The following is a 13,241-nucleotide window of genomic DNA, read 5'->3' on the forward strand; positions in this document are numbered from 1 at the left end:
AAAATCCTGTAAAGCTTACGCAACACGAATACCTTCTGCTCCTTCTGGAAACAGAAGATGCATCCCTCAAAATCCTGTAAAGCTTACGCAACACGGATACCTTCTGCTTCTTCTAGAAACAGAAGATGCATCCCTCAAAATCCTGTAGAGCTTGTGCAACACGGATACCTTCTGCTCCTTCTGGAAATAGTAAACTCATCCCACAAGGTTCTGTAGAGCTTGTGCAACACGGATACCTTCTGCTCCTTCTGGGAATTGTTGGGGCCCTTGTTGCTCAGTAAGCACTTGACTGTTTTGCTGTGCTTTGAGTGTAATTTTATGGATAAGCGATGCAGGTAAAGGTGAATAGTGCAGAAAGTCGAGCATCATTTCTGGCGTTGCAAATTGTTGCATAAGCGGCAACAATTGCATAATAACGGAAAATGTCCGTTCTTTTTCATTTGTGCTTGTTGGTGCATCATCTACCACAATATCATATTCCAAACTTGTAACCATTTCCCGTGTAAGGGGCACATATTTAGCATTATCTTCTCCAGCAATACGAATTAAACGGCCATCAGAGAGATAATTTTGGATAAGATAGAGAATTATTTTTCCCTGTCGTTGTCGATAGCGACGCAATCCATCAAAGAAAGCAGCCAAAAGATTGAGCGAAGATTGCCGGCGTTTTTCTTCGAGTATACCTGGTTGATTGACGGAGCGTGTTCCTACAAACTCGGGAGACAATCCTGTCACCTGAGAAATAGCACCCTTTGCTTCATTAAAGAGTTGAAAAAAGCCATTTGGAAACTGGGCGACAGGTTTTGGTTGGACTCTTCCAGCGGCTACAGCACCATTTTTCAGCCAAGTAATACTATCAGCTCTTGCCCAACTTTCTGTTGCTTGTCGATCATCATCAAAGGCATCCCGCTCTGCCATGATACCGCCTTTGGATTGGCTATTAAGCAAATGCATGACTTGACTAAAATATTTATTAGCCCAACGTTGAGGGTCTTTGGCTGGACGTACGATTCCATAGAATTGTCGACTTAATTTATCGAATGTCCCAGTAATACATTCCCACCCCAATTGATTAGAAGGGACCAATGGTTTATCGGGAGGCTCGAGCAATTTTTTTCCTAAGAAAGCGCGTTTGACAACTTTTTTTGTCATTTTTGTTGCGGGAAACAGAGGAAATTCTTTTTTAATCTGTTCAAAGTCCTGTTCAGAATACTCAGTAAACCGCCCAGTTTGAGGATTAAGCACCTTATAGATGACTTCACGTTCGAACCACCGGCATTCAGCCAGAGTAACCATTTTAGGGCTTTGCAGAATATTTTCACCTTCCCCGAAGCTTTCATTTTGGTAATCTCCATTCCCAACGCTATGCAAACTCATTCCCGTTTGCTGTTGCACCCAATCTGCATTGAGCTCACTCCAATGCACATTTGGGAACATTTCTTGTGCAATTTCCAGTGGTTTTTCATCGATATACCACACCCGCTGAGCATCAATAAGATTAGGTTTAACGGCACTTGTATCCCACACCATTTTCATAGGATCGAGCCGTGCAATGACGGGTTTTCCTCTAGGATCTTCTTCATAATCGAGCCGAGTATCGGTCCATCCCATCCCACAAATAACCGTATCTTGAAAAGCATCGGAATCTTCATATTCACCATGCGCCTCATCACGAAACCATTCTGCTGCTCCAGTGAGGATTTGATTAGCGATAGCAGCGCCTTCTTGTCGTGGAATAAATTGAACATGGCGTTTATTATTGCGTTCGGTTCCAACGACAGCATTAATCAAGGGCGCAACACGATTGAATGTCATAACGGGTCTGTTTTGTTCCCGTAAAACAGCAAGATCTTGTTCATTCCACTGTCGCCCATTATAAAAATCGTAATCTTCTTGAGCATTTTTTCGCCATTGCTCGACATGAACAATATCCTCTTGATACCAGTTAACGAGCTTTTGAAAGAGCGCCTGATGTTCGAGGGTTTCAATTGAATTAGAAGCAATCTGCATATTCATTAAAAAGCCATCCATGATGTTGTAGAAGAAGAGGGACACGACCGATAAGCCTCTCGTTTTTTGTGAGCACTGGGTTGTTCATAGGCCACGCATAACAGCCCGAAGCTATCGGCACCATGGCTTGCCCAATCGTGTTCGGCTCCCAAACCGATATTACGTTGTTCATCGCGTTTTTCGTGATACCAGGCAAGGGCTTTTCGCCCAGCGGTTGTTGTCTCACGATTAAACCATATAGCGGGGAATAATCGTCTTACAGCTTCGATCCGCATTTTGACAGCACCGACACCTTGATTAGGGATAATTTGGGTACGAAAACCAGCTTGTTGGAGTGCACTTTCGAAACTGACATTATAGACACGATCTTTTGTAGCTCCATCATGAGGCAAAACCATCAGTGCTTTTTCATAGCCCTTTTGACAGACCCATCCGATATGCTCTGATAAGGGCTGTCCTTGTGCTTCATAATAATCGAGAACACGAATTTCGCGTCCGACAAATTGCGCCACCCATAGAGCGGTTGCATCGGCTTTAGCGCCGGTTCCGCCGATATCCCAAAAGATTTTGACCTGGATCAGAGGATCACGCGGCACTGTAGTAATACGCCCTTCTTGTTCTGCTTCAAGCAGCAATTTTTGGTAATAAGCCCCTTGCATTGCCTGCAGATATTCCCCTTCCCAAATATGTTGATATTGTTCAGGCCTTTGTTCTAAATCAGCTTGTCGATCGCGATTAAGTTTCGCAGGAAATTTTGGATTGTCGCGCCAATTAATTTCAACGCCTTTGATATTAGGATCTTTGGTAAAACGGAACCGTTTTTCAACGGCAGCATTTTCTCGGCATGGGTTCCATGTCACCCATAATTCGGAATGCCACTCTTTTCCCTCTTCTCTGAGCGTTGGAATCAGGATTTGCCAAGCGGCATCGGTTACAGGCTCGGCCTCATCGACCCAACAGAGCAAAATACGCCCCATAGATTTAACGCTAGCGATATTGCGATCAAGACCAGCAAAAGCATAAACGATACAGCCGTCTTTTGATCTAATATATTTATCGCCAATTTCATAATAGTCGCTTAAAAAGGGATAGGCCTCGATAGCACGTTTAATTTCTTCGAGAGAACTTTCAGCCAATGAATTTTGGAATTGTCGCGCACAAAGGATAATGCCTCGTTCTCCGGCTTTTCCATGATGATAGCCAATCACAGCTGTCATCAAAGCAAAGGAGCGTGTTTTCCCTGATCCCCTCCCTCCCCAAGCAGCACGAACATCAGCTTTTCCAGTAAAAACAGGGATGAGCTTTGGAATCAAGGCAATCTGAACGGTTGTCATTGTGCACTATAACCCTTGTTAACCGATAGAACTCTCTCTCATTATGAAGCACTATATGACCCTATTCAAAGAATACACTTTTCAAAAATAGATATCTGCTCTCTGCGAGATCCTTGCCCTTAAGACTCTTGATCCAAAAATCATAAAACATCATCCATAACAAAAGTGATCCCGAAGAGTATAATTCCACTCCTCAACACAAAGAGTTAAGATCAAATAACGTCTTGACACATCGGTACTTGATTTTGGCACACCCAACCGCCACTTACAAAAATAATGATAAACGCAAGCCGAAGAAGCTGACAAAAAATACGGAACGTCTAAAAATGAAAAACAAGCAGCTGATAAATAACGATTTAAAGATTACCTAAGCCATACCCTAAAATATAAATCACTCACAATTTCTTAAAAAACTCTTCGCATTTATGGGTTTCTTGTAGATATTCAAACATAAACCTGGAACATACACCACCTTCCTCAATCGCTGAAAAGAAGAATTTCTATATTCCTTTAAAATCAGGGAATAGAGTATGGCTTAGGTAATCTTTAAATCGTTATTTATCAGCTGCTTGTTTTTCATTTTTAGACGTTCCGTATTTTTTGTCGGCCTCTTCGGCTTGCGTTTATCATTATTTTTGTAAGTGGCGGTTGGGTGTGCCAAAATCAAGTACCGATGTGTCAAGACGTTATTTGATCGTTTAGATCACCGATATTAGAAACCATCGGTACAATCTCAACACGCGAAATAACCTTGGTCTTTTCTTCATTTTCTCCCATCACATGCAAAGGCAAAACTTTTGCTAACAGAGAAAAGAAAGGAACAGGATTATTGATCGCATGATAACAAAGATAAGAAACCAAACCATCACGACCATACTGATTTCCCGCCTGTTCAGCTGCAGTAAGAAGTGCTTTTTTGAAAATCTTTGTTGTTTTATTCACCGTCCCTTTTGGCCGTCCTTTCCCCTTCAAAGAAAGAGAATTATCCTGTATCATCAGAGAGTTCCTTTTTCATATGCAAAACTTTAAAATTTGTCGAAAAAACGTTTTCACCAGACACGATCAATGACTCAATATCCTCAAGGACAGTGTGGGAAGCTGTGTTGCTCTGCGGAGTCTGGGCAGTAAAAAAAGTAATTAAGCAAATTTTAGCCTTTCATAAAGTTCAATGCGACAAAAGAGCCAATGAAACAGAGCTCTTTCTTTAGAGAAGTAGGTCTGTTCTATGGGAAGAAGGTTCTTCTTAAGAGAAAGAAACTTAATCTTGTGCATGAAGAGATTGTATTTTTTTTTCTTAAGAAATGCTTTTGAATAACGGGAGATTTTCTTCCTGTGCTTTTTTAGAAAATCTCCCCAATTACCATTTCTTAATCAGCTTCAATTGCCAAGATAAATTATAAACACAAACAAAAAACTTCTGCTGATTTCATACAACCAATGCAGAACACTTAAATAAAGACGAAATTGTGATTATGCCTTTATGATAGCTGTTTAGATTCACCTTGTCAAGTTTTATTGTCTGTCATTTTACCCTTTCAAGCGTTTACTTTTTCGCTTTCTGTTTCAGGAGAAAAGATCAATTGCTCTCCTTCTTTTGTAATTGTCACGGTTGTATTATCATGGATTGTGCCCTTTAAAATACTTTCTGCGAGAGGGTCTTGAATTTCTCTTTGCATCATTCGCTTTAAGGGGCGCGCACCATAGAGAGGATCATAGCCTTTATGCGCGAGCAAAGTTCGTGCTTCTGGTTTGATCTGCAAGGCAATTTTGCGTTCACTGAGTAAATTTTGTAAGTGTTGGATTTGAAGATCAACGATTGCTTCGATATCTTTGCGCTGTAATCTTTGAAAGAGAATAATTTCATCGACGCGATTCAGAAATTCTGGACGGAAAGCAGCTTTTACCACTTGCATCACTTCATCTCTTGCTTGATGTGTTATTTGTCCTTCTGGCAATGCGGTCAAGATTTCGGCTCCGAGATTAGAAGTCATAATGAGGACAGTATTTCGAAAATCGACGGTTCGGCCCTGACTATCCGTCAAGCGTCCTTCATCAAGCACTTGAAGAAGCAAATTAAAAATATCGGGATGGGCTTTTTCAATTTCGTCAAAGAGAATAACCTGATAAGGTCTCCGTCTGACAGCTTCGGTGAGGATGCCTCCTTCTTCATATCCGATATATCCTGGAGGGGCACCGATCAGGCGTGCTCCGGCGTGTTTTTCCATATATTCGGACATATCAATCCGCAACATAGCCTGAGCATCTTGAAAAAGAAAAGCAGCGAGTGCTTTTGTGAGTTCGGTTTTTCCAACACCTGTTGGCCCTAGGAACATAAAGGACCCGATAGGACGATTAGGATCTTGCAATCCAGCGCGCGCGCGTCGTACAGCGCGTGCGATAGCATGTACAGCTTCAGCTTGTCCGACTACTCGTTTACCGATTTCGTCTTCCATGCGCAATAATCTTTCTCGTTCCCCTTCGAGCATTCGATCGACGGGAATTCCTGTCCACCGTGAAACGATTTGCGCAATATGTTCAGCTGTAACGATTTCTTCGACGAGATTATTTTGTTGATCATCATTTTCGGCAACATTGAGTTGTTTTTCGAGTTCAGGAATGACACTATAGGCCAATTCACCAGCGCGTTGGAACTGTCCATTTCGTTGTGCAATAGCCAAAGCATTTCGTGCTTCTTCGAGTTGTTTTTTCAGATCAGCAGCATATCCTAATTTTTGTTTTTCGGCCTGCCAAGCTTGTGTCATTTCTGCTGAATTTTTTTCCAGTGTTTCGAGTTCAGTCTGCACGATTTTCAAGCGTTCTTTTGCTGCGGGATCGACTTCTGTTTTTAAAGCTTCCTGTTCGATTTTCAACTGCATGATGCGCCGATCGATTGCATCGAGTTCTTCTGGTTTTGAATCGACCTGCATTCTCAAACGTGCGGCGGCTTCATCGATCAAATCGATTGCTTTATCGGGCAAGAAACGATCTGCAATATAGCGATGGGACAATCGTGCAGCGGCAATTAAAGCACTATCGGCCAAGCGTACTTTGTGGTGTTGTTCGTATTTTTCTTTGATTCCACGCAAGATAGAGATACTATCTTCCACGGTTGGCTCAGGAACAAAGACAGGTTGAAAACGTCGTGCTAGAGCAGCATCTTTTTCGACATATTTTCGATACTCATCGAGCGTTGTTGCGCCTACACAATGGAGCTCACCGCGAGCAAGAGCAGGTTTAAGCAAATTGGAAGCATCCATAGGCCCATCGGATTTTCCGGCTCCTACGAGATTATGCAATTCATCGATGAAGAGAATAATTTGTCCATTTTCGGCTTGAACATCTGAGAGCACAGCCTTTAAACGTTCTTCAAACTCGCCTCGATATTTTGCCCCAGCGATCAGGGCTCCCATATCGAGAGCATAGAGTTGTTTATCCCGCAACGTTTCGGGGACATCACCATTGACAATACGGAGAGCTAGTCCTTCAACAATAGCGGTTTTTCCGACTCCTGGTTCTCCTATTAACACGGGATTATTTTTGGTCCGTCTCGATAAGACTTGAACAGTTCTTCTGATCTCTTCTTCTCGTCCAATTACGGGATCGAGTTTTCCCTCTCGTGCTTCTTTTGTCAAATCACGTGCATATTTTTCCAACGCTTCATATTGGCTTTCAGCATGACGACTTGTTGCTGTTTTTCCTTTTCGCATTGTCTTGATGGCTTCATCAAGAGCCTGCGCTGTGACTCCTCCTGTTGTCAAAATATCGGCTGTTTTTGCATTTTTTTCGAGAAGCAAAGCTTGTAGAGCACGTTCTACTGTTACAAATTGATCCCCTTCTTTTTGAGCAATTTCTTCTGCTTTTGCGAAAACTTTTGCCATAGTCTGAGACATATAGAGCTGCCCATTTCCGCCTTGTACTTTTGGCATAGCATCGAGCGCTTCTTTGAGCTCTTTTTGAATAGCTGGCAAATTGCCTCCTGCCTTCTGGATCAAAGAAACGGCCAACCCTTGGCTATCTTCTAAAAGCGCTTTCAAGAAATGTTCAGGCATAAACTGTTGATGATCAGAAGAAAGAGCACTGCTTTGCGCTGCTTGTAAAAAACCTTGAAGCCGTTCGCTATATTTTTCCAAATTCATTTTTTCTTTCTCTCTGCCTTCACAGGCTCTTTGTTTTCACGAGCTTGTACTTTACCGCTAAGCACTTTTTTCAAGCGTCTTCACGATCTTCCACACACCCATAAACAATAATTTACTTTAACAATAAAGAAATATGGGAACATCCTCTTCCTATAGCAAGAGGGAAATAAAACCTCTTTTGAAAAAGAAAACCTTTTTCCTCCACAGCCCTTCTCCTACAACCTCTCTCAACATTCCCTGATATTCCTGCCCATAGCGCCTTCCCATACAGTAAGATTTGTCCATTCCTCCCCATCAGGCACGCTCTTACAGCCCTTTTTCAAAAGCATCATAAGGCTCAATTAAAGAGAAGAATGATACTGTAACATCTGCTTTGCCTCTCCACAGCCCTTCTCTTAAAACTTCTCTCAACATTCCCTGATATTCTGCTCCATAACCTCCCCCATGGCGCCTTCCCATACAGTAAGATTTGTCCATTCTTCCCCATCAGGCACGCTCTTACAACTCTTTTTCAAGAGTATCATTATGTCATGCTCTAAACATTTTACCAGAACCTCTTAAACCTGATATCAAGCGAGTTTGTGCTCTTTTTGTTTTGGTACAGATAAAGGAAGAAGATAAAAGAACAAACACCGACATATATTTTGAAAAAACCAACGCAAATAGCACGGATAAAAGCATTCACGTTAAACATAAATCATATGTTAAAAAAATTCTAACAGCATTTCATTTTAACCACAAAGACAAAGATGGCACTTTTTCCTTTTGAAGCATTTTATTTTTCGTTCACTCTTCCTCATCGGTTTTTTGAGGAGGTGGAGGCAAAACATATGCCCCAGACAGCCAACGGTTCAGATCGATTGCACGACACCGTGATGAACAAAAAGGGTAAGAATCCTGCTGAGACATTTTTCCACATTCTGGACAGGGGCGCGATGGACGCAAATTATTTTGTAAGGGCGGCTGATATATTTCTGCTTTTTTTCCGTCTTTTTTGCGCTGTTTCATTGTTTTTCAAGGTACCTTTTTCTGTAAAGTTTTGTTTTTTTCCTTTACCCATTAAATTTTCGCCCACTTTGTCTTATTCACCTTCACTGAAATTTTCGCACCAATGATTAAGCAATGGATACTGATAAGTCATTAAGAGATCTATTGTTTCAGCCAAAGGGAGTCCCACAACATTGGAATAAGACCCTATTATATTTGTCACGAAAGCCCCGGCTTTTCCTTGAATTGCGTACCCTCCGGCTTTTCCTTGCCATTCTCCAGAAGCCACATAAGCCTCTATCATTGTTTTGGTTAACCGTTTAAACCGCACAGAACTTTCAACTAACTTGATCTTTTTTTTTCCACACTCATTCAAGAGACAGATAGCACTATATACCTTATGGGCTCTCCCTGAAAGAAAACGCAAACATTCGTATGCTTCATCTTCTCCCTCTGCTTTAGGGAAAATGACACGCCCCACTGCCACTACTGTATCTGCAGCTAAAATTAAATATTTTTTTGATGACGGTTCTTTTGCATTATTTTTCTGATCTCTTAACCAATTTTCCTGTGCTGCGAGGGCTTTTGTTTTTGCGAGACGCTTTGCTAAATTTGCTGGATGCTCTCTTGATTTTGGTGTTTCATCAATATTGGTTGCATAAACAAATTCTGGTTCAACACCTATTTGTGCGAGAAGCATTAAACGCCGCGGAGAAGCAGAAGCAAGAACCAAATTGATATCCATAATAGAACCCCTTTCGCCAATTTTGAGTGCATGCACTTTTGTCCCAACGTCCCCGTTTTATTTAAATTATTTTTTTCACACCTCTATATTTTGTAGTGCACTTGAAGCGTTTTTTCTTTGACCTTATTTTTCACAAGCATTCACTTCTGCAATAACGCTTCCCAATTTTGGGTTAATTTTTGATACAGAATTTTTCCTTTTGATGGTTATTTATAGCGATATGTAATTCGTCCTTTTGATAAATCATAAGGGGTCATTTCCACCATAATTTTATCGCCGACTAAGACACGAATACGATTTTTTCGCATTCTTCCAGCGGTATGGGCAATAATTTCATGATCATTTTCTAATTTCACCCGAAACATTGCATTTGGTAAAAGTTCTGTAACAATTCCAGAAAATTCCAGTACTTCTTCTTTAGACATAAAGAGCGATTTCCTTTTATAGTATATGTCGTTGATTTTATATGATAAGTTAACGTTCTTTTTCCATATCTTATTTTTTTGATTTTGTGAACAAGGATTTAAGAGAGAAAGAGAGATTTTCTTTATATACTGTTTGTGAGCGTATTTTCACTCTTTATTTTTTCTTCTCTTGATTTTTCCTTCATTTCATATGATCACCGGTTCATAAAAAACAAAAACCGGTTCTGAGATAATCACTGTACTTTTTTGTGATTTTTCTTCTCAACGAAGCCAGTATTTTATGCTTTATTTTATGTTTTTTTCTTTAAAGATTGAACTTAAAAATTTATTTTCTCATCTTAAGGAGAGTAAAATTGACTCATTAACTTTGCAAAAAAGCAACAAAACTTTTAAAAGCAATTGAATCGCCCTTTGATAATATCAAAAGACAAAGCGCCCAGTGAGAGAGAATGAAGCCTCTTGCAGAATGAAAAGGATATTAAATGGCTGAAAAATTGTATGACGTAGCACTTTTAATGGGCAGCCAATCAGATTGGCATACCATGCGCCATAGCTCAGATATTTTAACTCACCTTGGCATTTCTCATCTGACGCAGATCATTTCGGCGCATCGCACTCCTGAGCGACTTTATCAATTTGCGAGAGGAGCAAAAGCTTCTGGCTTTAAAGTTCTGATTGCTGGCGCTGGGGGAGCAGCGCATCTTCCTGGTATGTTAGCGTCTCTTACTCCTTTACCTGTTTTTGGTGTTCCGATTCACTCTCAAGCTTTATCGGGTCAAGATTCTTTGCTTTCGATTGTACAAATGCCAGCGGGTGTACCGGTTGGTACTTTAGCAATTGGCAAAGCAGGAGCGATTAATGCCGCTCTTTTATCCGCAGCAGTCCTTGCGGTTCATGATGATGCTTTATCCGAACGTTTACAGCACTGGCGCAAAGAACAAACAACCAGCGTAGCAATAACGCCAGCGATGGAAAGTGAGGATATCTCATGATAATACTCTTTTATCCGAACATTTACAGCAACAACACTGATGCAAAGAATAAACAGCCAGCGAAGCAATAACTTTAACGATGGAAAGTAAAGATGTCTCATTATTCTGAAGACTTATGTTCTGACAAAACTATTGGCCTTCTTGGAGGCGGTCAATTAGCACGAATGTTAGCAATTGCAGCAGCAGAATTTGGCTTTAAAACACTTGTTCTGAGTCCTGAGATTGATTGTCCAGCATCTCATATTAGCACAGAGCATATTCTTGCTTCGTATGACGATCAAACGGCATTAACGCATCTTCTTTCTGTTTGCAATGTGATAACCTATGAGTTTGAAAATCTTCCTTTGCAAACAGCACAATATATTGAACAAAAAAGTTATCTTTATCCCTCTTCTCAAATTTTGGCGATTTCGCAAGATCGCGTTCTTGAGAAACAATTTCTGAACACCCATGGAATTCAAACGGCTAAATGGTATGCGGTTCATGACCGAAATTCTCTTATTGAGGGTTTATCAGCCTTGGGAGGAAGTGGTCTTTTGAAGACACGCTGTTTTGGTTATGATGGCAAGCATCAAATTGGTCTTCATCATCCGAGTGAAGAAATCATCGATAAGGCGTTAATTGCACTTAATCATCAACCTCTCATTTTAGAAGAGATTGTCCCCTTTTTATTTGAAATATCTGTTGTATCAGCATCAAATCCTCAAAAAGAATATGCTTTTTATGATTGCTGTGAAAATCAGCATAAGAGTGGCATTCTTTATAAAACCTTAGTACCTTCACAAGCTTCACCACTGCTTCAAAAAACAGCACAAGAGATTAACGCTAAGATTATGGACATTCTTGATTATGTTGGTGTTCTTTGTGTTGAATCTTTTGTTTTAGCCGATGGAAGTCTTTTGGTTAACGAATTAGCGCCTCGTGTACATAATTCGGGTCACTGGACACAAAAAGCATGCATCACTTCACAATTTGAACAGCATATCCGTGCTATTTGTTCTCTTCCTTTAGGGGATACCTCACGCCATAGCAATTGTGAAATGACAAATCTTCTTGGTACGAATTTGAAAGATTATCAAAATTTTTTACAGCAAAAATCAACGTCAGTCCATTTATATGGCAAAACTCTTATCAAACCAGAACGCAAAATGGGCCATGTCATTCAATTAACGGGACCAGCAACAAAAACTTCCCACGCAAAAGAATAAAGAACTCAACAGGTTCCCTTCAGAAAAGAAAGAGTGTACTTTTAAAACCTCTCTCTTCCCCTACCACAACACTCTCCTGCTCCTAAGAACTCTCCGCACGCAACACCTCACTTTCCCGCTTTCTCCATTTTAGGCCCTTCTTCCTTTATCAAAGGGCATCAATCCTGAAGAAGCATTCTCTCCCCCTATCAAACATATCGCTAAAGGAAAGTGTACTTGACAAAAAGAGGACTTCCTGCTATGAATCCACCGTTTTCATTTACCCATTATGGTGGAAAATTTCAGTATTTTTCACGACAGAAGTGGAAATGTTTTTATAATATCTTATGTCTCAAGAGCAGAGTTTTCTTATCTTAAGAAAGCGATTTTTGCTTGAACTATATATAAACGGTGATGATGATGAAAATTAAAAATTCGCTCAAAGCACTCAAAGAACGTCACCGTAACAATCGGTTGGTTCGCCGTAAAGGTCGTGTTTATATTTTGAATAAAACAAATCCGCGTTTTAGAGCCCGTCAGGGATAATGGGTTTAAAAGACAGGTTTCTGATTTCTGCTGTTTTTGTGGGGGCATTTATTTGTTATGTTCATTTAAGGTCTTTTGTTTTTTTAAAAGGTTTTATTTTTTTCTGTTCAAATTTTTTAAGACAGCAGAGTATATTTCTTTTATTTTTCAGCGTTTTTTTTTCTCTCTCTCCCAGTTATGGACAAAACTCTCCTTCTTCCCCGTTTGAAGAAGCACCTTCTCCACAATCTCTTTTACCTTTAGAGGATATAATTCCTGATTTTCCTTCGGAACGGTCTGACAGTTCTCCCTTGTCAAATCCTCACTCGGGGACAATTCTTCTTGAAGATTATGCATTGCCGCCTCATGCACATCAATCTCTTGCGAGTGATCGTAAAGAACAAGAGATTGTACGCCTTCTCAAAGAATTGAAATATTGTTCTAATGTTAAGGAAGCGAAGAATCTTAGTCGTCAACTTCAGCGTTTATGGTCACGCTCGGGCAGTGAAACTATTGACCTTTTAATGATCTGGGCCGAACAAAGCATTGTAGCATCAGATTATAACGCTGCTCTTGATAGGATTGATTCTGTGATTGCTCTTGCTCCGACCTATGCTGAACCTTGGGTAAAACGTGCTTGGCTTCATATTCAATTGAGTGATTTTAAGCTTGCGATGTTTGATTTATTCCAGGCTCTCACGCTTGAACCTCGGCATTACATAGCCTTTATTGAGCTTGGCATCATTATGGAAGAGACGAATCGTCCTCATCTTGCGATCAAGGCTTATGAAACAGCTCTTTCTTTTTATCCACAAATGGAGTTTCTTCATCAGCGCCTTGATTTTCTTGTATCCCAACACGCAGATCAAGAAGTTTAGAGATTTATGAGAAATCATTTTT

Annotated in this window: 12 protein-coding genes; 4 read left to right on the top strand and 8 right to left on the bottom strand. The window is 40.5% G+C overall.

Annotation, left to right across the window (positions count from 1 at the left end; all coding sequences use genetic code 11):
- Positions 1-195: 195 nt before the first annotated feature.
- From BA1379B_RS05195 to infA, 8 genes are all read right to left on the bottom strand, one after another.
- A complete protein-coding gene (locus tag BA1379B_RS05195; protein ID WP_078692557.1) occupies positions 196-2,010 on the bottom strand; it encodes a portal protein in 1,815 nt (604 codons plus the stop codon).
- A gap of 5 nt (positions 2,011-2,015) precedes the next feature.
- Positions 2,016-3,344, bottom strand: a complete 1,329-nt coding sequence (locus BA1379B_RS05200; protein WP_035006599.1) for a PBSX family phage terminase large subunit — start codon at positions 3,342-3,344, stop codon at positions 2,016-2,018.
- A gap of 678 nt (positions 3,345-4,022) precedes the next feature.
- On the bottom strand, positions 4,023-4,340 hold the full coding sequence (locus BA1379B_RS05205; RefSeq protein WP_035006598.1) for a hypothetical protein: 318 nt from the start codon (positions 4,338-4,340) through the stop codon (positions 4,023-4,025).
- Between the two features lie 539 nt (positions 4,341-4,879).
- Complete coding sequence (clpB, locus tag BA1379B_RS05210) at positions 4,880-7,480, bottom strand: ATP-dependent chaperone ClpB (RefSeq protein WP_078692463.1); 2,601 nt, start codon at positions 7,478-7,480, stop codon at positions 4,880-4,882.
- A gap of 306 nt (positions 7,481-7,786) precedes the next feature.
- Positions 7,787-7,957, bottom strand: coding sequence for a hypothetical protein (locus BA1379B_RS06740; protein ID WP_153574815.1), 171 nt, complete (start codon positions 7,955-7,957; stop codon positions 7,787-7,789).
- A 309-nt stretch (positions 7,958-8,266) separates the two neighbouring features.
- On the bottom strand, positions 8,267-8,488 hold the full coding sequence (yacG, locus tag BA1379B_RS05220; protein ID WP_035006595.1) for a DNA gyrase inhibitor YacG: 222 nt from the start codon (positions 8,486-8,488) through the stop codon (positions 8,267-8,269).
- Between the two features lie 73 nt (positions 8,489-8,561).
- Complete coding sequence (locus tag BA1379B_RS05225; protein ID WP_078692465.1) at positions 8,562-9,212, bottom strand: Maf family nucleotide pyrophosphatase; 651 nt, start codon at positions 9,210-9,212, stop codon at positions 8,562-8,564.
- A 206-nt stretch (positions 9,213-9,418) separates the two neighbouring features.
- The gene (gene infA, locus BA1379B_RS05230; protein WP_013545481.1) at positions 9,419-9,637 is read right to left on the bottom strand and encodes a translation initiation factor IF-1; all 219 of its coding nucleotides are present in this window, start codon (positions 9,635-9,637) and stop codon (positions 9,419-9,421) included.
- A 482-nt stretch (positions 9,638-10,119) separates the two neighbouring features.
- Here infA and purE point away from each other — a divergent pair, with 482 nt between their 5' ends.
- The 4 genes from purE (at position 10,120) to BA1379B_RS05250 (ending at position 13,219) form a co-directional block, all read left to right on the top strand.
- The gene (gene purE, locus BA1379B_RS05235) at positions 10,120-10,629 is read left to right on the top strand and encodes a 5-(carboxyamino)imidazole ribonucleotide mutase (RefSeq protein ID WP_035006593.1); all 510 of its coding nucleotides are present in this window, start codon (positions 10,120-10,122) and stop codon (positions 10,627-10,629) included.
- A 92-nt stretch (positions 10,630-10,721) separates the two neighbouring features.
- A complete protein-coding gene (locus tag BA1379B_RS05240; protein ID WP_078692466.1) occupies positions 10,722-11,837 on the top strand; it encodes a 5-(carboxyamino)imidazole ribonucleotide synthase in 1,116 nt (371 codons plus the stop codon).
- Positions 11,838-12,236: 399 nt separating this feature from the next.
- Positions 12,237-12,362, top strand: a complete 126-nt coding sequence (ykgO, locus tag BA1379B_RS05245) for a type B 50S ribosomal protein L36 (protein WP_004863016.1) — start codon at positions 12,237-12,239, stop codon at positions 12,360-12,362.
- Positions 12,362-13,219 carry a tetratricopeptide repeat protein gene (locus tag BA1379B_RS05250; RefSeq protein ID WP_194284893.1) on the top strand — a complete coding sequence of 286 codons (858 nt, stop codon included), beginning with the start codon at positions 12,362-12,364 and terminating at the stop codon, positions 13,217-13,219. Before ykgO ends, BA1379B_RS05250 begins: the two co-directional genes overlap by 1 nt.
- Positions 13,220-13,241: the final 22 nt, after the last annotated feature.

It is taken from the genome of Bartonella sp. A1379B (assembly GCF_002022485.1).
Lineage (GTDB): Bacteria > Pseudomonadota > Alphaproteobacteria > Rhizobiales > Rhizobiaceae > Bartonella > Bartonella rochalimae.